Raw genomic sequence first — 22,511 nt, 5'->3', positions numbered from 1 at the left:
GCGCTCGAACCCCCACCCCACCCGGGTCCGGCGCGCGGTGACCTCACACCCGATCACCGCGCACGCGGTGACCCCGCGTCCAAACCCCCACCCCCGCCCGATCCGGCGCGCGGTGACCTCACACCCGATCACCGCGCACGCGGTGACCCCGCGCTCAAACCCCGCCGGTCCGGGTCCGGCGCGCGGTGACCTCACACCCGATCACCGCGCACGCGGTGACCCCGCGCTCAAACCCCGCCGGTCCGCGTCGCGCACCGGCGGCGCGGCGTCAGGCTTCGGACGCAGCCGTCTTCTTGGCCGCCGTCTTCTTGGCCGTCGTCTTCTTCGCCGTCGTCTTCTTCGCCGTCGTCTTCTTCGCCGTCGTCTTGCGCGCGGTCTTCTTGGCCGGCCCCTTGGCGCGCTTCTCGGCGAGCAGCTCGGCGGCGCGTTCCAGCGTCACCGTCTCGGGGTCGTCGTCCTTGCGCAGCGTGGCGTTGGTCGTGCCGTCGGTCGCGTACGGGCCGAAGCGGCCGTCCTTGATGACGATCGGGGAACCGGACTCGGGGTCGGGCCCCAGTTCCTTCAGCGGCGGCTTGGCGACCGCACCGCGCCGCATCTTGGGCTGGGAGTAGATCGCCAGCGCCTCGGGCAGCGTGATGGAGAAGATCTGGTCCTCGGTCTCCAGCGAGCGGGAGTCCGTGCCCTTCTTCAGGTACGGGCCGTAGCGGCCGTTCTGCGCGGTGATCTCGTCGCCGTTCTCGGGGTCGGTGCCCACGACGCGCGGCAGCGACAGCAGCTGCAGGGCCTGCTCGAGGGTGACGGTGTCGACCGACATGTCCTTGAACAGCGAGCCCGTGCGCGGCTTGACCTTCGCGGCCTTCTTCGCGGCGCGCTTCTTCGGGGCGGCCTGCTCGGCGCGCTCCTCGACGGCCGTCGCGGGAGCGTCGTCCTCGATGAGCTCGGTGACGTAGGGCCCGTAGCGGCCGACGCGCGCGACGATGGTGCGGCCCGTCTCGGGGTCTTCGCCCAGGACGTTGTCGCCGTCGGACTGCGAGGTCAGCAGTTCCCGGGCGCGCTCGACGGTCATCTCGTCGGGCGCGATGTCCTCGGGCACGGAGGCCTTGAGCAGTTCACCGGTCTCGGCGTCGGGGCCCTCCAGGTACGGCCCGTACCGGCCGACGCGCAGGACGATGCCCTCCCCGATCGGCACGGTGGAGATCTCGCGGGCGTCGATCGCGCCGAGGTCGTCGGCCAGGCCCTTGATGCCGTCCAGTTCGGCGGTGGCGTCACCGGGGCCGTCCGGGGCCTGCGGAGCGGTGACGACGGCACCGTTGGCCGGGCCGTCGGCGCCGAAGTAGAACTTCGTCAGCCAGTCGACGCGTTCGGCCTCGCCGCGGGAGATCGCGTCGAGGTCGTTCTCCATCTCGGCGGTGAAGTCGTAGTCGACGAGCTTGGGGAAGTGCTCCTCCAGCAGCCGCGTCACGGCGAACGCCAGCCAGGACGGCACCAGGGCCGAGCCCTTGTACCAGACGTACCCGCGGTCGACGATCGTCGAGATGATCGACTGGAACGTCGAGGGACGCCCGATCCCCTTCTCCTCCAGCGTCTTGATGAGGCTGGCCTCGGTGTACCGGGCGGGCGGGGTGGTCTCGTGGCCGTCGGCGCGCAGGTCCCGGGCCGACAGCGGGTCACCCGCGGTGACCTGCGGCAGGCGGCGGTCCTCGTCGCCGGTGTTCTCGTCGTCGCGGGTGGCGTCGCGGCCCTCCTCGTAGGCGGCGAGGAACCCGCGGAAGGTGATGATCGTGCCCGAGGCGGAGAACTCGACGTCACGGCCGTCGGCCGTGCTCGCCCCGAGCCGGACGGTCGCGGTGGTCCCGCGGGCGTCGTGCATCTGGGAGGCGACGGTCCGCTTCCAGATGAGGTCGTAGAGGCGGAACTCGTCGCCGCGCAGCTCGCCGGAGACCTGCGCCGGGGTGCGGAAGTTCTCCCCCGCCGGGCGGATCGCCTCGTGACCCTCCTGCGCGTTCTTCGCCTTCGAGGTGTAGTTGCGCGGGGAGTCCGGCACGTACTCCGGGCCGTACAGCTCGCGGGCCTGCGCCCGGGCCGCGGCCAGCGCCTGCGCCGACAGCTGGATCGAGTCGGTGCGCATGTAGGTGATGTAGCCGCGCTCGTACAGGCCCTGCGCGGTCCGCATGGTCTGCCGGGCGTTCAGCCGCAGCTTGCGGGAGGCCTCCTGCTGCAGCGTGGAGGTGATGAACGGGGCGGCCGGGCGGCGGGTGTACGGCTTCTCCTCCACCCCGCGGACGGCGAAGTCGGACTCGGCCAGGCCCGCCACGATGGCCTCGGCGGCGGCGACGTCGAGGTGCGCGACGCCCGCGCTCTTGAGCCGGCCGGTGTCGTCGAAGTCGCGGCCGCTGGCCACCCGCTTGCCCTGGACGCTGGACAGCTTGGCGCTGAACGCGGAGTCGCCCTCGGGCTGGAACGTCCCGGTGATGTCGGCGTAGCCGGCGGCGACGAACGCCATCCGCTCGCGTTCGCGCTCGACGCACAGCCGCGTCGCGACCGACTGCACGCGGCCGGCGGACAGCCCGGCGCGGACCTTGCGCCACAGCACCGGGGACAGCTCGTAACCGTAGAGGCGGTCCAGGATGCGGCGGGTCTCCTGGGCGTCGACGAGGCGGTCGTCGATGTCGCGCAGTTCCTGCACGGCCTGCTGGATCGCCTCGCGAGTGATCTCGCCGAAGACCATCCGGCGGTACGGGATCCGCGGTTCGAGCGCCTGCACCAGGTGCCAGGCGATGGCCTCGCCCTCGCGGTCGCGGTCGGTGGCCAGGATGAGCTCGTCGGCGTCCTTGAGGGCGCGCTTGAGCTCGGAGACCTTCTTCTTCTTGTCGTTGTCGACGACGTAGTACGGCTCGAAGCCGTGCTCGACGTCGACGGCGAACTTGGCGAAGGGCCCCTTCTTCATGTCCTCGGGCAGCTGCGAGGGCTGCGGCAGGTCACGGATGTGCCCGACGGAGGCCTCGACCACGTAGCCGGGGCCGAGGTAGTTGGAGATGTTCTTGACCTTGTTCGGCGACTCGACGATCACCAGCCGGCGCAGCCCGTCTCCGGACGACTTCGTTGCCTGGGACTTGCCCGCCACTGGTCCTGCCTCTCGCCTTCGATTCCCGGTCCACCCCGTCGGAGCGCCCGCTGTGCGACCCCCCGGCCGGTGACGCCCTGCTGTGCACTCTCGCACGCCGTGCCGACGGCGCGTGCACCGATCGCGCGCCCTCAATGTCGCACGAGGTGTGCCTCTGCGTGCAACCGGCAGCCCCGGGGTGGTGGTCGGGGCGGGGTCAGGGCAGCAGCAGGAAGCCGTCCGCCACCAGGTCCCGCACGCGGGGGTGGAGGCGGCTGCGCACGGCGCCGACCTCCTCCTCGCCCAGCACGGCCAGCCCGGCGGTGATCTGCCCGACCGTCAGCTCCCCGTCGCAGGCGCCGACCAGCCCGGCGAGGTCGCCGTCCACCTGGGCCACGCGGCGCAGGCCACCGCCCTGCCGCAGCAGCACGATGCGCGGATCGGGGTCGCCCGGGGAGTGGTAGCGCTCGTCGGTGACGTCGCCCGACACGGTCAACGTCAGGTCGTCCAGGTCCTCCAGCCCGGCCAGGCGGTCGTGCACGGCCAGGCCGGCGGCGAAGACCTCCCCCAGCGGGTCGGACAGCTGCGCCAGGTTCTCCTCGAACCGGCGCAGCGGGGCGCCGGTTCGTTCGGGCCGGCGCAGCGTGACGACGCCGAAGCCGACGCCGGTCACGCCGCGGCGCTCGAAGTCGTCCAGCCACGCGGTGTACAGCTCGTCGAAGCGCGGTCCGGGCCTCTGCCCGCCGTCGCGGATCCAGGTCTCGGCGTACAGCGCCGGGTCGGCGACCTCGCGCTGGACGACCCACGCGTCCAGCCCGGTCCCCTCCAGCCAGCCCTCCAGCCGCTGCGACCAGTGCTCACCGTCGTGCAGCTCCCAGTTGCCGAGCAGCTGGGCCACCCCGCCGGGGGCCAGCACCGAGCCGACGCCACCGACGAGCCGGGCGACGAGGGAGTCCCCGGGCATCCCGCCGTCGCGGTACTCGTAGGTCGGGACCGCCCGGGTGCGCGGGGTGATGACGAACGGCGGGTTGGACACGACCAGCCCGAACTGCTCACCGGCCTCGACGGGCTCCAGCAGCGACCCCTGCCGCAGGTCCAGGGCCACCTCGTTGAGGGCGGCGTTGACGGCCGCGAGGTCCAGGGCGCGCTCGGAGGTGTCCGTCGCGGTCACCCGGCGGGCGTGCCGGGAGGCGTGCAGGGCCTGGATGCCGCAGCCGGTGCCGATGTCCAGGACGCGGTCCACCGGGGTCCGCACCGTCGCCGAGGCCAGGGTCAGGGACGCCCCGCCGACGCCGAGGACGTGGTCGGCCGACAGCGCCTCGCCGGTGGCCAGCTCGCCCAGGTCGCTGACCAGCCACCAGTGCGCTGTCCCGGCCGCGTCGTCCACGGAGTACGGGCGCAGGTCCACCAGCGGCCGGACCTCGTCGTCGGGCGCCTGCCCCGCCACGGTGACCAGCCCCAGCGCCTGCGCGCCCGCGGTCCCGGCGCGCGGCAGGGCCGCGTCGAGGGCGGCGCGGGTGGTGGGCCGGCCCAGGGTCAGGCAGCGCAGCAGGACCGCGGCCGGCTCGGAGGAGCCGGCCGTGGCCCGCAGCGCCGGCAGCGGCTGCTCGCGGTCCAGGGCCGCCGAGGCGACGTCCCCGACGAGCTCACCGACCCCGTCGACGGTGTAGTTCGCGGCGCGCAGGTCCTCGCGCAGGCCGGCGAGGAGTTCTCGAGGGTCGCTCACGTGGTCCGAGTCTGCCCCACCTGCCGGTCAGGGCAGGCGTTCGACCCCCTCCTGGCTGCGCAGGTCCAGGTCGGCCGGTCCGCCGACGGCCGGTCCGGTGGGGGCGGCCATGTCGACGCGGCGCGTCTTGCTGGCGACCACCGCGGCGACGATGACCACCACCGCGACGGCCGCGATCCCGTACCGGAACCAGGCGTTGGCGTCGGCACCGATGGACAGCGTCACCACGGCCGGGGCGACCAGCAGCGAGACGAGGTTCATCACCTTGATGAGGGGGTTGATCGCCGGGCCGGCGGTGTCCTTGAAGGGGTCGCCGACGGTGTCGCCGATGACCGTCGCCGCGTGCGCCTCCGACCCCTTGCCGCCGTGCAGACCGTCCTCGACGAGCTTCTTGGCGTTGTCCCAGGAGCCGCCGGAGTTGGCCAGGAACACCGCCATGAGGACGCCGGCGGCGATCGCCCCGCCGAGGAACCCGGCCAGCGGCGCGACCCCGAGGCCGAACCCGACGGCGATGGGGGCGAACGCCGCCAGCAGACCCGGGGTGGCCAGCTCGCGCAGCGCGTCCCGGGTGCACAGGTCCACGACCCGGCCGTGGTCGGGCTGCTCGGTGCCGTCCATGATCCCGGGGTGGTCGGCGAACTGCCGGCGCACCTCCAGCACCACGGCGCCGGCGGAACGGCCGACGGCGTTGACCGCCAGCCCGGAGAACAGGAACACCACGGCCGCCCCCAGCAGGACCCCGACGAGCGTGGTGGGGGTGGAGACGCTGAAGTCGCCGATGGTGCGCTGCAGGTACTGCGAGGGCGCGTCGATCGCGACCGCGGCCTCGTTGATGCGGGTCACGACGGCGTCCTGGTAGGAGCCGAACAGCGCCGTCGCGGCCAGCACGGCCGTGGCGATCGCGATGCCCTTGGTCACGGCCTTGGTCGTGTTGCCCACCGCGTCGAGCTCGGTGAGCACGGCGGCGCCCTCCTCGTCGACGTCACCGCTCATCTCGGCGATGCCCTGGGCGTTGTCGCTGACCGGGCCGAAGGTGTCCATGGCGACGATGACCCCGACCGTCGTCAGCAGACCGCAGCCGGCGAGCGCCACGAGGAACATCGCCAGCGCCAGCACGCCGCCGGCCAGGATGAAGGCCAGGAACACCGCGCCGGCGATGACGATCGTGGTGTAGACGGCCGACTCCAGCCCCAGGCCGATGCCGGACAGCACGACGGTCGCCGCGCCGGTGACCGAGGAGTCCGCGACGTCGCGGGTGGGCTTGGCGTCGGTGCCGGTGTAGTGGCCGGTGATGAACAGGATGAGGACGGCCAGCAGGATGCCGAGCAGGACGGCGGCGAAGGCGATGACCCGGGGGTCGCCGTTGAGCGTCGCGACCGTCTCGTCGGCGCCGTCGAACCCGGCGAAGGTCGAGGGCAGGAAGGCGAACGACGCGACGGCCGTCCCGACGAGGGCGACCGCGGCGGACAGGTAGAAGCCGTTCTGGATCGAGGTCAGCCCGCTGGTCCCGGGGCGGGCCCGGACGAGCACGACACCGAGGGCGGCGGTGATCGCCCCGATGGCCGGGATCAGCAGCGGCAGGACGAGACCGTCCTCGCCGATCGCGGTGCTGCCGAGGATGACGGCGGCGACGATGGTCACCGCGTAGGACTCGAAGAGGTCGGCGGCCATGCCGGCGCAGTCGCCGACGTTGTCGCCGACGTTGTCGGCGATCGTGGCGGGGTTGCGCGGGTCGTCCTCGGGGATGCCCTTCTCGATCTTGCCGACCAGGTCGGCGCCGACGTCGGCGGCCTTGGTGAAGATGCCACCGCCGACGCGCATGAACATGGCCAGCAGCGCGGCGCCGAACCCGAACCCCTCCAGGACCGTCGGGGAGTCCGCGCCGAAGACCAGCACGGCGACGGCGGCGCCCAGCAGGCCCAGGCCGACGGTCGTCATGCCCACGACGCCGCCGGTGCGGAAGGCGATCCGCATGCCCTCCTCGCGGGCGCCGGGACCGGTCCGGGCGGCCGCGGCCACCCGCACGTTGGCCCGCACGGCCAGCGACATCCCCAGGTACCCGATGGCGGCGGAGAACGCGGCGCCGACGACGAAGGCGACGCTGCGCGCGGCGCGCAGGTCCCACCCGTCGGCCGGCAGCGCCAGCAGGAGCAGCAGGACCGCCACGGCGAACCAGCCCAGGGTCCGGAACTGCCGCCGGAGGTAGGCCGAGGCCCCGGACTGCACCGCCCCGGCGATCGCCTGCATGCGCTCGGTGCCCTCGCCGGCGGCGAGGACCTGTCGTCGGAAGACGTAGGCGGCGGCCAGGGCCAGCACGGCGACGACCGCCACGGCGATCGCGATGCCCTGGGCGGCGGGGGAAAGGTTCTCGGGCACGGTCGGGGACATTCGTCCTCCTCGACGAGTGATGACCTTGGCACCCACCGTAGGGCAGCGCCCCCGGATGGGCTACACGATCTGATCACCCACCGCGCTCGGCGCGGGGAACCCGCTAGGTCTGGGGCTGGGACTGGTCGGCGTGCAGCCGCCAGCTCAGCGTGACCCCGCCGGGGACGGCGGACTGTCCGCTGGACTCGGCCATCCCCGCCATCAGCGCCAGGGACAGCGGGTCGGCGGTGGCCAGCGGCCCGGGCCCGGCCGGCGCCGGTTCGCCGTGCACGTCCCGGCGCACCACGGTCACCTCGAGCCGGTCCTCGTCGTCGCACAGCAGCATGTCGACCAGGCCGTCGGGGCCGGGCGCGGGGGTCGCCGGGAGGTCGTCTCCGGCGACGGCCCGCGCGCACGCCTCGCCGATGGCGATGCGGATCTCGTCGAGCTGGTTCTCGTCGTAGCCGGCCCGACGCGCCACCGAGACGGCGACCAGCCGTGCGGTGCGCACGTGCTCGGCCAGCGGTGAGAAGCGCAGGGTGACGGTGGGCACGGCGACGGTTCCTCGATCCAGGTGGTCCGCGTCAGGACGCGGAGTTGGCCTCGTCGGCGGACGCGGAGGCGGCGATCGCGTCGGCCACCGTGTCGTGGATCGGGAACACCTTGGTCAGGCCGGTGATGCGGAAGACCTTGAGGATCTTCTCGCGCTGGCACACCAGGTGCAGGGACCCGTCGTGCGAACGCACCCGCTTCAGCCCGCCCACGAGGACGCCGAGGCCGGTGGAGTCGAGGAACTCCACACCCTCCATGTCGACGACGAGGTGGTGGTGCCCTGCTCCGACGAGTTCGTTGAGGCGTTCGCGCAGGGTCGGCGCGGTGTACACGTCGATCTCACCGGACACCTCCACGACGGTCCGGCCGCCTTCTTCGCGGCTGGTCACCGACAGGTCCACTGGGACCCCTCCTCGCTGCTGGTCTGCTGCCCGCTGGTCGCGTGCAGGCGGTACGTGCTGCTTCATGCTCGGTTCGTGCTGCTGTCGTGGAGGACGCGCGAGCGTCCCCCTCCCAGGCATTCAACCATCGCGCTGCGTGAGGGGCCTGTCCAACGTGCGCGACGGCCACCGGCCGCCCCGCGAGGGAGGACACTGTCGGGCGTGGTGCAGGACGGCCGGGCGCAGGCGGGCGAGGCGCAGGACGCGGCCCGGGAGGACCCGGGCTGGCGAGGCCTCCTCGACGCGGGCGTGCGCAGCGGGCGGGTCCAGCACGTGGAGTTCCTGCCCGCGCGCGCCGGGGTGCGGACGCCCTGGCCGGCCTGGGCCGATCCCGAGGTCGTGGCCGCCCTCGAGCGGGGGACGCGGGGACTGCCCTGGCGCCACCAGGTGCTGGCCGCCGAGGCCGTGTGGGCCGGGCGGTCGACGGTGCTGGCCGCCGGCACCGCCTCGGGCAAGTCGCTGGCCTTCCAGCTGCCGCTGCTCACCGCCCTGCGCGCCACCGCGGCCGCCGCCCCCAACGGCAAGGGCGCGACCGCGCTGTACATGTCCCCCACCAAGGCGCTGGCCGCCGACCAGGACGCCCGGCTGCGGGCGCTGCGCCTGGACGCCCCGGTCACCAGCACCTACGACGGCGACACCCCGCCGGAGGTGCGCCGCTGGATCCGTGAGCACGCCGGTGTCGTGCTGACCAACGTCGACATGCTGCACCGCTCGGTGCTGCCCGGGCACGAGCACTGGGCCAGCTTCCTGCGGCGGTTGCGCTACGTCGTCGTCGACGAGCTGCACACCTACCGCGGGGTCTTCGGCTCGCACGCCGCCGCCGTGCTGCGCCGGCTGCGGCGCCTGGCGGCGCGCTACGGCGCCGACCCCACGTTCCTGCTCGCCTCGGCCACCGTCGCCGACCCGGCCACCACGGCCCGGCGGCTGACCGGCGTCGACGTCCACGCCGTCACCGAGGACACCTCGACCCGCCCGGCCGTCTCGGTGGCGCTGTGGGAGCCGCCGACGCGGCCCGTCCTGGAGGACCCCGCCGAGGGGTCCGCCCGGCCCGAGCGGCGCACCGCCACGGCGGAGGCCGCCGACCTGCTCGGCGACCTCGTCCTGCAGGGCGTGCGCACCCTGGCGTTCGTCCGCAGCCGCGCCGGCGCCGAGTCCGTCGCGGCGGGCGCGCGACGCCGGCTGGCCGACGTCGCCCCCGACCTCGCCGACCGCGTCCTGGCCTACCGCGGCGGGTACCTGCCCGAGGACCGTCGCGCCCTGGAGGAGGGGCTGCGCACGGGCCGCGTCGTGGGGATGGCCACGACGAACGCGCTCGAACTCGGCGTCGACATCGCCGGCCTGGACGCCGTGCTGGTGGCCGGCTGGCCGGGCACCCGGGCCTCGTTCTGGCAGCAGGTCGGCCGGGCCGGCCGGCGCGGGAACCCCGCGCTGGGCGTCTTCGTCTCGCGCGACGATCCGCTGGACACCTACCTCACGCACCATCCCGAGGCGCTGTTCGGTGCCGGGGTCGAGGCGACCGTGCTGGATCCGGACAACGCGTACGTGCTGGCCCCGCACCTGGCCGCGGCCGCCCAGGAGCTGCCGCTGACCGAGGGCGACCTGGAACTGTTCGGCCCCGTCGCGGCCGACGTGGTCGAACTGCTCGTGCGGCGGAACGTGCTGCGGCGCAGGGCGAACGGCTGGTACTGGACGCGCCGGGACCGCGCCGTCGACCTCACCGACCTGCGGGGCGCCGGGGGCAGCGTCCGGATCGTGGAGGACGGGACCGGCCGGGTGCTGGGCACCGTCGAGGCGAGTTCGGCCGATTCCCAGGTGCACGAGGGCGCCGTGCACGTGCACCAGGGCCGGACCTACGTCGTCGACCTCCTCGACCACTCCGACGGCCTCGCCGTCGTCCACCCCGAACCCGACCCGGGTTTCACGACCCACGCCCGGTCCTCCTCCGACGTGCGGATCCTCCTCGTCGACGCCACCCGCACCGCCGGGCCGGTGCGGGTGTGCTCGGGTGTGGTCGAGGTGACCAGCCGGGTGACGGGTTTCCTGCGCCGCCGCGTGGGCACCGGTACCGTCCTGGGCGAACAGCCGCTGGAACTGCCCGAGCGGCGGCTGCGCACCCGGGCCGTCTGGTGGACCCTCGACGTCGACGTCGCCGAGGGGGTGCTCGGGGACGTGACGAGGCTGCCCGGCGCGCTGCACGCCGCCGAGCACGCCTCGATCGGAATGCTGCCGCTGCTGGCCACCTGCGACCGCTGGGACCTCGGGGGGTTGTCCACGGCGCTGCACGCCGACACCGGGGCCCCCACGGTGTTCGTGCACGACGCCGTGCCGGGCGGCGCCGGTTTCGCCGACCGCGGCCACGCCCGGTTCGGCCGGTGGCTGGCCGCGACCCGCGACGCCGTGCGCGCCTGCCGGTGCGAGGACGGCTGCCCCGCGTGCGTGCAGTCGCCCAAGTGCGGCAACGGCAACGAACCCCTGGACAAGGCCGGCGCGCTGGCGCTGCTGGACGTGCTGGTGGCCGCGGTTCACGCCTCCCCCTCCCTGGACTCCTCCGTGGCCTGAGGAGCCGCCTGACCGGCGCGCGCCGAGGCCCGGGCCGTGCCCAGGACCCCGGCACGCACCGTCGCGGTGACGGTCACCGACCCGTCGGCCGCCACCGCGCACCCCTGCGCGCCCGCCCCGTGGGCGGCGAGCACGACCCGCGCCCGGGTGCACGGATCGCCGTCCGCGCGCCCCAGGACGACGTCCGCCGCCGCCAGCGCCGCCAGGTCGGCCGCGGCCTCGGCGCGGTGCCGGGCGACCACGGCCGACCCCACCCCGAGACCGAGCACGACCCCCGACAGCAGGACCGCGCACAGGCCGACGGCCAGGACGCTGCCGCTGCCCTCGTCCCTCACGACTCCACCGCCGCCGTGGCCGAGCCGCGGGCCACGACGGCGCCACCGACCGGACCGGCGAGCCGCTGCTGCAGGCTGACCTCGACGGTCACGACCGTCGCCGACACCTCGACGGACACCTCGGCGCCGTCGGGACCGGCGGCGTGGGCGACGGCCCGCACCACCTCGGGCGTCTCCCCGCGAGCGGCGGCCCGGGCGGCGGCCCGGGCCGCGTCGACGCACTGCACCTGGGTCACGGCCACCCGCACCGCGCCGAGGCCCAGGGCCAGCAGCAGGACCACGGCCGGCAGGGCGAGGGCGAACTCGGACGTGACCGAACCGGCGTCCGGACCCGACCGGTTCACCCCAGCGACAACGCCTGCCGCACGATGCCGAGGAGCAGTCCCCGGACCTCGTTGCTGCGCAGGATCGCGATGAGCAGACCGGCGAAACCGCAGGCGGCCAGGGTGGCCATCGCGTACTCCGCCGTCGCCATCCCGGCATCGCGCGCCGGTTCCTCCTCGCACTGCCCCACCCGGTTCTCCACCTGGTCCACCGCTTCCTCCTCTGCGTGAACTCCGCGGAACTCCTCCACGGACCGGGATGCCCCGGTCCGCAACACCTTTCCCGTCCGGCGACGTCCCCGCCGGAAACCCTCCGGCAGGCTGTGGACGAAACCCCCGGCCCCCGGGTTGTGGATCCCGCGGCGTCACCCGAACACCTCGGCCGCCAGCGACAGCACCACCGGGACGACGCCCAGCAGCAGGAACGCCGGCAGGGTGCACAACCCCAACGGCAGGACGAGCGAGGCCGACAACCGGGCGGCGGCGGCCTCGGCCGACCACCGGCGCCGCGCCCGCACGGACGCGGCCGCCGACGTCAGCAGCGTGGCCGCCGGAGCTCCCGTCCGCGCCGACAGCAGGAGGGGTTCGGCGAGGTCGGCCCACGGCGCCGACCCGTCGGCCAGGGCCTGTGCGGCCTCGGCCGGGTCCCCGCCCCAGGACAACCGCGCCGCGGCCCGGCGCAGCGCGGCGTCCTCGGCGTACCCCTCGCCGGCCAGCGCGTCGAGCGCGGCCTCCAGCGCCCGCCCGGGGGGCAGCCCGGCACCGACCGCGGCGGCGACGAGGTCGCAGACGAGGGCGACGTCGGGCGGTGAGGCTCCCGTCCGGTCCCGGCGCCGCACCGCCCGGGCGTACCGGCGCACGACGCTGCGGGGCGATCGGGGACCGTCCGCGCGAGGGTCGCCACCGCGGCGCGTGGCGGCCAGCACGGCCGCCGCCAGCAGGGCCGCCACCAGGAGCGGACCGGCCGGGCCGTCGGGGTTCACGTCGCGGCCCGTGCGGCGGCCCGGACCAGCCGCTCGCTCCACCACCGGCCGGCCAGCAGCAGGGCCGTGCCCACCACGGCGCTGAGGCGGGCGGGCACCGAACCGCCCAGCGCCTCCCAGGGCGGGGCGCCCAGCGCGGCGCCCAGCACCAGCCCCAGCAGCGGCAGGGCCGACACCGTGCGGGCGCTGACCCGTGCCCCGGCCAGGGCCGTGCGCACGGCGGCGCGGGCGGCGGCGTCGGCCCGCACCCCCTCCGCGCAGGCCTCGAGGGCCTGCGCGGCCGGCGCCCCGGTCACCGTGACCAGCCGCCAGACGGCCCGCACCGCGGGCGGCGCCTCCCGCCCGTCCCGGGCGTGGTCCCACGCCAGGACGGGTGGCACACCGGCGCGCAGCAGGGCCGCCGCCCGCTCGGCGACCCGGGCGCCGGCCACCGCCTCCGCCGCCTCGTGCGGAACGCCGCGGGAGGGCCGTGGCAGCCGGGAGCGCCGGCGGGCCGGCATCCGCCGCCCCCTGCCGGCAGCGCGGCCGGGCAGGGGCCGCACGGCGGCCGCGGCCAGCAGCAACCCACCGACCACCAACCCGTCGGCGGCGTTCACCGGGGCACTCCGGAAGGCACCGGGGTGCCGAGCCGCCGGCGCAACCGGTCCAGGCCGGGGCCCGTGCCCAGCCGGCCGTCCGGCGAGCGCACGAGGGCGGGCACGACACGGGCCGCACCACCTTCGGGCGCCACCACGGCGATCTCGACCACTCCGCGCCCCGCGCGGGAGCGGGCGACGTGCAGGACGACGTCGACGCCGGCGAGCAGCTGGGCGTCCACCGCGGAGGGGGCCAGCCCGGCCGTCGCGGCCAGCGCGTGCAGCCGGGTCGGGACGTCGGAGGCGGTGTTGGCGTGCACCGTGCCGGCGCCGGCGTGGCCGGTGTTCAGCGCCGCCAGCAGGTCCCGGACCTCCACGCCCCGGCACTCCCCGACCACCAGGCGGTCCGGTCGCATCCGCAGGGCCTGCCGGACCAGGGCGTCGAGGCCGACCCCGCCACGGCCCTCGACGTTGCCGTGCCGGGCCTCGAGCCGCACCACGTGCGGATGGTCGGGCCGCAGCTCCCCGGAGTCCTCGACCAGCACCAGCCGCTCCCCCGGGGCGGCCAGCCCCAGCAGGGCCTGCAGCAGGGTCGTCTTGCCGCTGCCGGTGCCGCCGCTGACGAGGAAGGACAGCCGGCGCTCCACGACGGCGCGCAGCACCGGTTCCCACGCCGCGGGCACCGCGCCGGCCGCGAGCAGGTCCGGCAACCCGAAGCGGCGGACGGCGGGGACGCGCAGGCTCAGGTGGGTGCCGTCGGGAGCCAGCGGGGGCAGCACGGCGTGCATCCGCGTCCCGTCGGGCAGCCGCGCGTCGACGAAGGGGCTGGCCTCGTCGAGGCGACGTCCCGCCCCCGCGGCCAGCCGGACCGCGAGGGCACGCACCTCCGCCTCCCCGGACAGGACGAGCGCGGCGGGCCGCAGCCCGGAACCGTCGTCGACCCAGACCCCACCGCCCCCGTTGACGAGCACGTCGGTGGTGCCCTCGGCCTCCAGCAGGGGTTGCAGCCGTCCCGCGCCGGCCGTCGCGGCGCGGACCCCGTCCAGGAGCCGGACCAGGTCGGCGGCCCCGAGCACGACCCCCTCGGCCCGGGCGGCCGCGGCCACGGCCGCGGGGTCGGCGGGGGAACCGTTGCGCCAGATCCGGTCCCGGACCTGCTCGACGACGGCGGCGAACTCGTCCTCGGCCAGCCTCACGACGGGACCGCCCAGTCCCGCGCGCACGCCATGGCGAACACCCGCAGGCTGCTGCGCCGGCCGCCGGGGACCCCCTCGCCCAGCTCCAGCGTGACGTCGAGGTCGCGGTCGGGCCGTACGAGCCCGGCCAGCGGCGCCCCGGCCGCGAGGGCCACGTCCTCCGGGTCGGGTCCGGCGCCGACGTCGCGGACGACGAGGCGCACGTCCGCGGGACTGACCGCGCGGACCTCGTCGACGACGACGCAGGCGGCGGCGGCCCCGCGGGTGGTCCCGGGGGTGACGACGAGGACCTCGTCGCAAGCTCCGAGCACCGGGCCCAGGTCGCGCAGGCTCCCCCGCGGCAGGTCCAGGACGGTGGCGGGGAAGGTGCGGCGGGCGGCGTCCAGGACGGTCCACAGCTGGTCGGGGGCCGGTCCGTGGCCGCCGCGGCGGTCGGTGGCCAGGACGTGCAGGCCACCGCCCAGCGCCACGCTGGAGCGCAGGACCTGCGGGCTCAGGCGTCCCTCGACGCCCGCCAGGTCGGCCCACCGCAGCCCGGGGAGGGCGTCACCGCCGACGAGGAGGTCCAGACCACCCGAGCGCGGGTCGGCGTCGACGAGCAGGCACCCGCCGGTGGTGTCGGCCATGGCCCGGGCGATCCCGCAGGCCAGCACGCTGGCCCCCGCCCCGCCGGTGCCGCCGACGACGGCCAGGACGGGGCCGTGCCCCGGCGCACCGGAGCCGTCGGCGACGTCGGACAGCCGCTCCAGCAGCCAGTCCTGCGCCTCGGGCAGCAGCACGGCGTGGTCGGGGTCCAGCGCGGCCGCCTGCTGCCACCAGTCGGCGGGGGTCGGGGCACAGCCGACGACCACGACGGTCACCGCGGCACCGCGGACCGCCTGGACCTCCTCGGTGCCGGCGTCGACACCGGCCAGGACGAGCCGGTGGCGCGGTTCCTGCCCGGGCGCACAGCCGCGCTGCAGGACGCACCCAGCTGCGGCGGCCAGTCTGGCCACAGCGGCGGCGAGCTCCTCGTCGTCGGTGAGCAGCAGCACGGTGCCGGGGGCGTTCGCACCTGCGGGGCCGGACCCGGAGGTCGTGGGGGCCAGGGGGATCAGGCGTCGGGGGCGTCTGGGCCGGGTCTGGTGGCGGACGGGCACGGGCTGCTCCTCACGGTGGTCGGGGGAACCACCGTGAGGTCACCGACGAGCTCGCCGCCGCTGACGGACGCCCACCTGTGGACGAGAGGACCCCGGGCGCCCCTGTGGACACCGCGGCGACCTCGGGCCCGGAGCAGCGGAGGGGGCTGCGGAGAGGCTGTGGAGGAGCCGCCCGGCACACCACGGGAAGGACTCGCGGAGCAACGCCGGTGCGGGGAGATCCCCCGGAAGATGGACGACGGCCCCCGCTGGGGGGGAGCGGGGGCCGTCCACGGTCCGGCTCGGGGGGGATGAGCCGGGCCCGCATGTAGCCCACAGGGCGTACTGCTGCATCCTCACCCCTGGCGGGGCACCTTGGCAATTCCTTCGGGGAATCCGAGCGGAGATTTCGTGCGGAACCCCGGCGGGGGCGACAGCACTCTGCACGGAACCCGCACAGGGGCGGCTCAGGAACCGCCGGAGTACCCCCCGGCGGCGGCCAGCCGGCCGAGGAAGCCGGCGGCCAGCGGAGCCGCGACGGACCCTCCGCTCACCCCGTCGGTGACGAAGACGGCGAAGGCCAGCCCCGCCTGGTAGCCGATGGTCCAGGCGTGCGTGGCGGGCGGGACGGCGGTGCCGTACTCGGCGGTGCCGGTCTTGGCGTGCACGGGCTCGCCGGGCACACCCGCCAGGACGGTCGCCGTCCCGGACGTGACGACGTCGCGCATGAGCCCACCCACGGTGGCCAGCAGGGCGGGGTCGGCGCTCGTGGCCGGCGCGGACGGGGCGGCCGGCGCCGGATCGAGGACGACCGTCGGCCGCCGCAGTTCGCCCGCGGCGACCGAGGCCGCCGCGACGGCCATCGCCAGCGGCGAGGTGAGCGTGCGGCCCTGACCGAAGCTCGCCGCCGCGAGGTCGACGGCGGACTCGGCGACGGGGACGGACCCGGCGAACGCGTCCACCCCCGGCGCCCACTCGGCACCGACCCCGAGTTCGGCCGCCGCGCGGGGCAGGTCGTCGTCGGCGAGCCGGGGGCTCAGGCCGGCGAAGGCGGTGTTGCACGAGCGCGCGAAGTCGGTGCGGAAGGGCACGTCCCCGAAGGCCTCGTCCTCGAAGTTCGAGAACGACCGCCCCTCCACGGTGTACGTCGGGGGGCACGGAACCGTTTCGGCCGGGTCGAGGCCGCCGGTCAGCAGGGCGAGGGTGGTGACGACCTTGAACGTCGAACCCGGCGGGAACCGCCCGGTCAGCGCGCGGTCCCCGCCGTCGACGGGGAAGTTCGCGGCCGCGACGACCTCGCCGGTCGCCACGTCGACGGCCACGAGCGCGGCGGGGGCGGGGCTGGTGGCGAGGGTGTCGTCGGCGGCCTGCTGGACGGCGACGTCGAGACCGGTGCGCACCGCCTGTCCCGGCTGGGCGTCGAACCGGGCGAGTTCGGTCGAGAGCGCGTCGCTGCCGCCCTCGGCCCGCACGACGGTCCCGGCGCGACCGGCGAGGCGCTCGTCGTAGGTGCGCTGGATCCCGGACAACCCCGCCAGGTCACCTGCGGCGTACCGGCCGCCGGACTGCTCGACGATCTCGGCGGTGGCCTCACCGACGGTTCCCAGCAGCGCCCGGGCGAAACCCCGGGTGAGCGCCAGCGGCAGCGTGGCCTCGGCGAACACCGCCCCCGGAACGGGTTGCAGGACACCACGCTGGGCTTCGTAGTCGCTGCGCCGCAACGTGATCACGTCGACGAAGGCGTCGGGCGAGGCTTGGGAGATGCGGGTCGCCAACGCCGCCGCGTCGATCCCCAGCGCGGCCCCGAGCGCGTTGGCCGTGGCCACCGGGTCGGTGGTGCGCGACGGCTGCACCCCCACCCGCACGACCGGGGTCGCGGTGACGACGGGGGTGCCGTCGCGGCCCAGGACGTCGGCGCGGGTGGGGAGTTCCCGGTCCAGGACGAACGTCGCCCCCGAGGCGAGGGCGGGGTGGACCAGCGCCGGCTCCCAGACCGCCCGCCAGACGCGCTCGCCCTCCGCGCCCTCGGTGCGCCGGAACCGCGCGGTCGTCGTGTAGGCGAACGTGCTGCCCTCCGGTCCACCGTGCCCGGCGGCGAGGTCGAAGACGACGTCGAGCGTCGCGGTGGCCGCGCCGTCCCCGGCGGCGGAGGTGTCCAGGCCGGCGACCGTGACGGCCGGCGGCGGGTCGGCCAGTCCGCCGGTCAGCCGGGCGTACTCGGCGGGGACGTCCGCGGGCAGCTGCCCCGAGCCCGCGACGAGGTCCAGCTCACCGAGGCGGCCCTGCGACCACGCCGCCGCAAGGTCGTCGGCGGCGGCCCGGACGCCGTCGGCGGGGTCCTCGCGCGACGCGGACCACCAGACCCCCGCGCCCGCGCCCGCCAGGACGACCGCCGAGCCGGCGACGACGGTGCGCCGGGAGGGGCGCCGGGAGCGTCCTGGCTGGTCAGCGGCCTGCGGACGACTGCCGGGCGGAACGCCGGCAGCGGCCGGCGGCCCACCCGAGGACGAGGACGGCCCGGACTCGTGCGCGTTGTCGGTCATCGACGGTGATGCTGTCACGTCACGGGCTGCTAACCTGCAGTGCGTTGGAGGTGTCGCCTAGTCCGGTCTATGGCGCCCGCCTGCTAAGCGGGTTGGGGGCTACAACCCCCTCGCGGGTTCAAATCCCGCCACCTCCGCCGGGCCGAAGGGCCCCGGTCGCACACCGCGACCGGGGCCCTTCGTCGTTCCCCAGCCGCTCCGCGTCCGACGGCCAGGACCCTCAGAAGCGTTGCGCTGCAGCCGATTGGTGAGCGGGCCAGAAGCCCGCTACAGTAGTCCCAGACGGCGCGCCGAGCGCGCCGCCGGCGCCCGTAGCTCAACGGATAGAGCATCTGACTACGGATCAGAAGGTTAGGGGTTCGAATCCCTTCGGGCGCACCGCACCACCGCGAAGGGCCCTCCGGGGCCCTTTCGCACGTCCGGGCCCGGTGCGGCTCGACAGCCCCCGCCCCTCCCGGTCCGCGGGGCGCTCCCGGCCCGGCCCCCTCCTGCGTGGCGTCGCCGGCGCCGTGGGGACGGCCGACCCATCCGGACCGAGTGCCGGTTCTGCGCGGCGGAGTTCACCGCTCTCCTGCCCGGGCGTTCCCGGACGGTTGCCGCCGGTGTTCCGGCCGCCCTTCCGCGGATCCTTCCCCGGCGACTTCGCGAGCGTTGTCCGGCGCCTTCCGGACCGCACTTCCGCAGCCGGTGTTCCCCCGGTTCCCGCGTTCGTCCCGCCCCCGTTCCGGTGTTCCTGTTCCCACCCCGACTTCCTGCCCGACGGGTGCTGAGAACGCGCGCGAACTGCGGGAACCCGGCAACCCACCGGCGCCACCGGGCCGGCTCAACTCCCGCACCCAACTCCCGCCACTAACCCGGCAACGGACTCCCCTGCGACAACTCCGGGCGGTGTTGTCCGGTGAACAGGGGAACTTCCCGGAGAATCCGCCCTTCGATGCGCGAACTCCGACAGAACTGTGGTTTCATTGCTGCAGTATTGTCCAGCCACTTCCCTGGGAGCCCAGCATGGCAAGTCACGACGTTGCACTGAAGGTGGCCACCGAACTGCCCGTCGGTGCCGTCGACCTCGAGATCCCCGTCAAGCGCAACGGTCGCAAGATCGGCACCTTCACGGTGAACGCGAACGGTGTCTCCTGGAACCCTGCGACCGCTCGGGCCGCCACGTCCGTGACGTGGGAGGACCTCCCGGCCGCCCTCGCCGGCACCCCGGCCGCTTCCGCTCCGGCCGCCGCCCCGGCGAAGAAGGCCGCTCCGGCCAAGAAGGCCACCGCGAAGAAGGCCGCTTCCAAGAAGACCGCCGCCGCTCCGGCTCCGGTCGAGGAAACCGCCGCTCCGGCCGAGGCCCCGGCGCCCGCCGCCGCTCCGGCCAAGAAGACCGCGAAGAAGGCTGCGAAGAAGTCCGCTCCCTCCAGCGCCGCCGTGGACGCTCGCGCCGTGCGCGAGTGGGCCGCCGCCAACGGGATCGCCGTCGCCCCGCGCGGCCCGATCTCCTCCACGATCATCGACCAGTTCCGCGCCGCTCAGTGAGCTGACGCAGTCGCTGGACGCAGCAGGGGGCGGGGTCTTCACGACCTCGCCCCCTGCTGCCGTTCGGGCCGGAGTGTTCCGGTCGGCCACTTCCCCTCAGCGGAACCGGGGCGGCAGCGCTCTGCGCGCCATCCGGCGCATCCTGGCTCCCATCCGGCGTGAGGCGTCGACCGCCCCCACCTGACCGAACAGCTGCTCGCAGATGCGCACGTAGACCTGGTCCGGCATCGGCAACCGGTCGACGTCGCTGAGCGCCTGGTCCTGACCGGCCGATTCCATGACCAGCTCGCCGTACCCGAGGAAGCGCCCGGGCAACGAGCGGCTGTAACTCATGTCGGTCACCTTCGACAGCGGCATCATCGCCACCCGGCGCTTCACGACGCCGTACGTCAGCAACAGCCGCTTGTCCGTGGCGATGAACCAGTCACCGCGCCACTGCAGCCACTTCCAGACGGCCCGGCCGAGCAGGAACAGCCAGCCGAGGAACAGGGCGTTGGGCAGGTGGGGCACGTCCCCGACGCGCGGCACGAGCCACAGCACCAGTCCGAGGCCGACGACGCAGCTCAGGACGGGTTCGGCCAGCACGACCAGGTGCCGCCGCAGGCACACCAGCCGCTTCTCGGAGCCGAGGACGTACCGCTCGACCCGCGCGGGCGGCTGCTCCCACAACGGGTCGGCCTCCAGGCCGGCGTCGAGGACCTCCACCAGCTCCTCGCGCTCCTCGACGTCCAGCGGGCCGGGCAACGGGTCGGGGAGCTCTTCCTCCTCGGCGGGTTCGACGACCTCCCAGGTGCCGTCCTGCCCGTTCTTGCGCAACCGGCTCCCGGAGAACATCACGAGCTCCCGGGCCTCGCCGTCGGGGTCCGGTCGCCCGTGGGGGCCGCTGGGGGTCAGTTCAGCAACCCGTCGAAGAAGTCGGCGATGCTCGCCACGATCGTGCCCAGCGACTCACCGACGGCGCGCACGAAGCCCGCCGCCTGGTCCGGAGCGCGGTAGACGGCGTAGAGCGCGAAGACCACCAGGACCCACCACAGAACTCGGCGCCACTTCACGGGCCGGCTCCTTTCCGGCGTTCCCCCGAACGCCCGTCGTCATCACAGACTGTGAACCAAAATGCGCGGGACGGGCGACATCCTGCCGGAAATCCGGCGCAACGGGCAGCGTCGGGGGGCGGGGAGGTCCCGTGTCGGCCCGGGACCGCCCCGACGCGCCTGGGACGACCCCGGGCAGAGCCTTCAGACGACCCCGTACAAACGGTCGCCGGCGTCGCCGAGGCCGGGAACGATGTAGCCGTTCTCGTCCAGCCGCTCGTCCACGGCGGCGGTCACCACGGTCACCGAGGCGTGGTCGTCGAAGGCCTGCCGCACGACCTCCAGGCCCTCCGGGGCGGCCAGCAGGCACAGCGCCGTCACGTCGCGCGCACCGCGCTCGAGCAGGTAGGTGATGGAGGCGACCAGGGTTCCGCCGGTCGCCAGCATCGGGTCCAGCACGAAGCAGTGCCGGCCCGTGAGGTCGTCCGGCAACCGGTTCGCGTAGGTCTTCGCCTCCAGGGTCGACTCGTCGCGCAGCATCCCGAGGAAGCCGACCTCGGCGGTGGGCAGCAACCGCACCATGCCGTCGAGCATCCCGAGCCCGGCGCGCAGGATGGGCACCACGATCGGTTTGGGTGAACGCAGCCGCACACCCGTCGTCGGGCCGACCGGCGTGGAGATGGGGTGGGGTTCGACCGCGACGTCGCGGGTCGCCTCGTAGGCGAGCAGGGTCACGAGTTCGTCGGCCAGCCGCCGGAACGTCGGGGAATCGGTTCCGCGATCCCGCAGGGCGGTCAGCTTGTGGGCGACGAGGGGGTGTTCGATGACGGACAGGCGCATGAGACTCAAAAGTACGGGGTCCGCGGCGTCCCCGGCACCGCGCCCACGGCGGCTGCCCGCCGCCCCCACGGCGACACTGGTGGCCGTTCCCGTCCGCACCCTGCCACGATGGGTGCGTGGCGTACTTCACCGCGGTGCTCTCCCCCGAAGGTTCCGGCGACGACCGCGACTGGCGGTCCGTGGACATCGACCTGGAAGCGGGTTCCCCCGACGAACTCGGCGACGTCCTGCGGGCCGCCGTCGACGACGACGGGGCCCCGGTCCTGGCGGTCCTCGAACGCGAGGACGAGTGGTTCGCGCTCGTGCGGACCGACAGCGACGACGTGAAGGTGTTCGTCTCCGACGCCGTCGCAGCCGCCGACAGCTCCTACGCGCCGTTGTTCGCCGAACTCCCGCCCGCCACCGACCTCGCCCCCACCGAGGACGGGACGGACGAGCAGGACGAGGAGGACGAGGACGAGGAGCCGGCGACGACGCGCCCCGACCCCGTCGTGGCCGAGGACGTCTGGGCCGGGGACCCCGAACTGCTGGCCGACCTCGGCTGCCCCGCCCCGGTGCTGCTGCGCCTGGCCACCTCCGGGGCGGACCCGTCGGCGGCGACCGTGGAGATCGGTGAGCTCCTCGGCTTCGCCGACGTCCTGGAATCGCTGCGCTGAGCGGACTCGCCGTCCCGCCGCCGTGGTCGGCGTGGATGTCGGCGGCGCTGCAGGAGGCGCGGGCGTGCCTGGCGACCGGTGACGTGCCCGTCGGCGCGGTCGTGGTGGACGCCGACGGAGCCGTGCTGGGGCGCGGCCGCAACGAGCGGGAGGCGGCCGCCGACCCGACGGCGCACGCCGAGGTCCTCGCGCTGCGGGCCGCGGCGCGCAACCGCGGGGAGTGGCGGCTGTCCGGCTGCACCCTCGTGGTGACCCTCGAACCGTGCGTCATGTGCGCGGGTGCGACGGTCCTGTCCCGGGTGGAGCGGCTGGTGTTCGGTGCCTGGGACCCCCGCTTCGGCGCGGCCGGTTCGTTGCGGGACGTCGTGCGCGACCCGCGCCTGAACCACGTCGTCGAGGTGGCCGGCGGGGTCGGCGAGGTGGAGTGCCGCTCGCTGCTCGACGACTTCTTCGCGCTCCGGCGAGGTGACGGGAGCACCGGCTGAGCCGTGTAAGGTTGACGTGCAGCACCAAGGTGATGTGTCCGAGCGGCCTAAGGAGCACGCCTCGAAAGCGTGTGAGGGGGCAACTCCTCCGTGGGTTCAAATCCCACCGTCACCGCTGTCACGGCCGAAGGGCCCCCGAGCGATCGGGGGCC

The 22,511-nt window shown here is 75.0% G+C and carries 20 protein-coding genes and 3 tRNA genes; 7 read left to right on the top strand and 16 right to left on the bottom strand.

The genetic code is table 11. The features are described from left to right. Positions 1 to 268: 268 nt before the first annotated feature. The 5 genes from topA to ACRYR2_RS04095 all read right to left on the bottom strand — a co-directional run bounded on the left by topA (position 269) and on the right by ACRYR2_RS04095 (position 8,149). Positions 269 to 3,124: a type I DNA topoisomerase gene (gene topA, locus ACRYR2_RS04115; RefSeq protein ID WP_432561552.1), complete on the bottom strand. Its 2,856-nt coding sequence runs from the start codon at positions 3,122 to 3,124 to the stop codon at positions 269 to 271. Between the two features lie 196 nt (positions 3,125 to 3,320). Then, positions 3,321 to 4,829, bottom strand: coding sequence for a DUF7059 domain-containing protein (locus ACRYR2_RS04110; RefSeq protein ID WP_432561551.1), 1,509 nt, complete (start codon positions 4,827 to 4,829; stop codon positions 3,321 to 3,323). A gap of 27 nt (positions 4,830 to 4,856) precedes the next feature. Continuing rightward, on the bottom strand, positions 4,857 to 7,217 hold the full coding sequence (locus ACRYR2_RS04105) for a sodium-translocating pyrophosphatase (RefSeq protein WP_432561550.1): 2,361 nt from the start codon (positions 7,215 to 7,217) through the stop codon (positions 4,857 to 4,859). Positions 7,218 to 7,320: 103 nt separating this feature from the next. Further along, positions 7,321 to 7,749, bottom strand: a complete 429-nt coding sequence (locus ACRYR2_RS04100) for an ATP-binding protein (RefSeq protein WP_432561549.1) — start codon at positions 7,747 to 7,749, stop codon at positions 7,321 to 7,323. Between the two features lie 31 nt (positions 7,750 to 7,780). Then, positions 7,781 to 8,149 carry an STAS domain-containing protein gene (locus ACRYR2_RS04095; protein ID WP_432561548.1) on the bottom strand — a complete coding sequence of 123 codons (369 nt, stop codon included), beginning with the start codon at positions 8,147 to 8,149 and terminating at the stop codon, positions 7,781 to 7,783. 201 nt (positions 8,150 to 8,350) lie between these two features. On the opposite strand from ACRYR2_RS04095, the gene ACRYR2_RS04090 reads away from it, so the two are divergent. Further along, on the top strand, positions 8,351 to 10,747 hold the full coding sequence (locus ACRYR2_RS04090; RefSeq protein WP_432561547.1) for a DEAD/DEAH box helicase: 2,397 nt from the start codon (positions 8,351 to 8,353) through the stop codon (positions 10,745 to 10,747). Here ACRYR2_RS04090 and ACRYR2_RS04085 read toward each other — a convergent pair. The 8 genes from ACRYR2_RS04085 to ACRYR2_RS04050 all read right to left on the bottom strand — a co-directional run bounded on the left by ACRYR2_RS04085 (position 10,711) and on the right by ACRYR2_RS04050 (position 17,820). Further along, positions 10,711 to 11,082 carry an Rv3654c family TadE-like protein gene (locus tag ACRYR2_RS04085; RefSeq protein ID WP_432561546.1) on the bottom strand — a complete coding sequence of 124 codons (372 nt, stop codon included), beginning with the start codon at positions 11,080 to 11,082 and terminating at the stop codon, positions 10,711 to 10,713. The two genes, ACRYR2_RS04090 and ACRYR2_RS04085, sit on opposite strands and share 37 nt — an antisense overlap. Next, positions 11,079 to 11,426 carry a TadE family type IV pilus minor pilin gene (locus ACRYR2_RS04080; RefSeq protein WP_432561545.1) on the bottom strand — a complete coding sequence of 116 codons (348 nt, stop codon included), beginning with the start codon at positions 11,424 to 11,426 and terminating at the stop codon, positions 11,079 to 11,081. Before ACRYR2_RS04080 ends, ACRYR2_RS04085 begins: the two co-directional genes overlap by 4 nt. Continuing rightward, a complete protein-coding gene (locus ACRYR2_RS04075) occupies positions 11,423 to 11,617 on the bottom strand; it encodes a DUF4244 domain-containing protein (RefSeq protein WP_432561544.1) in 195 nt (64 codons plus the stop codon). The genes ACRYR2_RS04080 and ACRYR2_RS04075 overlap by 4 nt, the downstream gene beginning before the upstream one ends. A gap of 153 nt (positions 11,618 to 11,770) precedes the next feature. Then, positions 11,771 to 12,388 carry a type II secretion system F family protein gene (locus ACRYR2_RS04070; protein ID WP_432561543.1) on the bottom strand — a complete coding sequence of 206 codons (618 nt, stop codon included), beginning with the start codon at positions 12,386 to 12,388 and terminating at the stop codon, positions 11,771 to 11,773. After that, on the bottom strand, positions 12,385 to 12,984 hold the full coding sequence (locus ACRYR2_RS04065; RefSeq protein ID WP_432561542.1) for a hypothetical protein: 600 nt from the start codon (positions 12,982 to 12,984) through the stop codon (positions 12,385 to 12,387). The genes ACRYR2_RS04070 and ACRYR2_RS04065 overlap by 4 nt, the downstream gene beginning before the upstream one ends. After that, positions 12,981 to 14,159, bottom strand: a complete 1,179-nt coding sequence (locus tag ACRYR2_RS04060) for a TadA family conjugal transfer-associated ATPase (protein WP_432561541.1) — start codon at positions 14,157 to 14,159, stop codon at positions 12,981 to 12,983. Before ACRYR2_RS04060 ends, ACRYR2_RS04065 begins: the two co-directional genes overlap by 4 nt. Next, the gene (gene ssd, locus ACRYR2_RS04055; RefSeq protein WP_432561540.1) at positions 14,156 to 15,298 is read right to left on the bottom strand and encodes a septum site-determining protein Ssd; all 1,143 of its coding nucleotides are present in this window, start codon (positions 15,296 to 15,298) and stop codon (positions 14,156 to 14,158) included. Before ssd ends, ACRYR2_RS04060 begins: the two co-directional genes overlap by 4 nt. A 446-nt stretch (positions 15,299 to 15,744) precedes the next feature. Beyond that, complete coding sequence (locus ACRYR2_RS04050) at positions 15,745 to 17,820, bottom strand: penicillin-binding transpeptidase domain-containing protein (RefSeq protein WP_432561539.1); 2,076 nt, start codon at positions 17,818 to 17,820, stop codon at positions 15,745 to 15,747. A gap of 46 nt (positions 17,821 to 17,866) precedes the next feature. Here ACRYR2_RS04050 and ACRYR2_RS04045 point away from each other — a divergent pair. The 3 genes from ACRYR2_RS04045 to ACRYR2_RS04035 all read left to right on the top strand — a co-directional run bounded on the left by ACRYR2_RS04045 (position 17,867) and on the right by ACRYR2_RS04035 (position 19,347). Beyond that, positions 17,867 to 17,957 (top strand) — tRNA-Ser (locus tag ACRYR2_RS04045). A 168-nt stretch (positions 17,958 to 18,125) separates the two neighbouring features. Beyond that, positions 18,126 to 18,198: transfer RNA gene (locus tag ACRYR2_RS04040), tRNA-Arg, on the top strand. 627 nt (positions 18,199 to 18,825) lie between these two features. Beyond that, positions 18,826 to 19,347: an Lsr2 family DNA-binding protein gene (locus tag ACRYR2_RS04035; RefSeq protein WP_432561538.1), complete on the top strand. Its 522-nt coding sequence runs from the start codon at positions 18,826 to 18,828 to the stop codon at positions 19,345 to 19,347. A 96-nt stretch (positions 19,348 to 19,443) separates the two neighbouring features. Here the strand turns inward: ACRYR2_RS04035 and ACRYR2_RS04030 are convergent, their stop codons facing one another. From ACRYR2_RS04030 to upp, 3 genes are all read right to left on the bottom strand, one after another. Next, on the bottom strand, positions 19,444 to 20,181 hold the full coding sequence (locus tag ACRYR2_RS04030) for a PH domain-containing protein (RefSeq protein WP_432561537.1): 738 nt from the start codon (positions 20,179 to 20,181) through the stop codon (positions 19,444 to 19,446). Between the two features lie 56 nt (positions 20,182 to 20,237). Continuing rightward, positions 20,238 to 20,399, bottom strand: coding sequence for a hypothetical protein (locus ACRYR2_RS04025; RefSeq protein ID WP_432561536.1), 162 nt, complete (start codon positions 20,397 to 20,399; stop codon positions 20,238 to 20,240). Positions 20,400 to 20,582: 183 nt separating this feature from the next. After that, entirely contained in the window at positions 20,583 to 21,218 is a 636-nt protein-coding gene (gene upp / locus ACRYR2_RS04020; protein ID WP_432561535.1) for a uracil phosphoribosyltransferase, read from the bottom strand. A 116-nt stretch (positions 21,219 to 21,334) separates the two neighbouring features. On the opposite strand from upp, the gene ACRYR2_RS04015 reads away from it, so the two are divergent. The 3 genes from ACRYR2_RS04015 to ACRYR2_RS04005 all read left to right on the top strand — a co-directional run bounded on the left by ACRYR2_RS04015 (position 21,335) and on the right by ACRYR2_RS04005 (position 22,474). Beyond that, positions 21,335 to 21,874, top strand: coding sequence for a tRNA adenosine deaminase-associated protein (locus ACRYR2_RS04015; RefSeq protein ID WP_432561534.1), 540 nt, complete (start codon positions 21,335 to 21,337; stop codon positions 21,872 to 21,874). 35 nt (positions 21,875 to 21,909) lie between these two features. Then, on the top strand, positions 21,910 to 22,359 hold the full coding sequence (tadA, locus tag ACRYR2_RS04010; protein ID WP_432561533.1) for a tRNA adenosine(34) deaminase TadA: 450 nt from the start codon (positions 21,910 to 21,912) through the stop codon (positions 22,357 to 22,359). A gap of 28 nt (positions 22,360 to 22,387) precedes the next feature. Continuing rightward, a tRNA-Ser gene (locus tag ACRYR2_RS04005) sits at positions 22,388 to 22,474 on the top strand. The last annotated feature ends 37 nt before the right edge of the window (positions 22,475 to 22,511 follow it).

The sequence above is a fragment of the Kineococcus deserti genome (assembly GCF_050871945.1).
Taxonomy (GTDB): Bacteria; Actinomycetota; Actinomycetes; order Actinomycetales; family Kineococcaceae; genus Kineococcus.
This window is presented reverse-complemented; position numbering and strand designations above follow the sequence as displayed.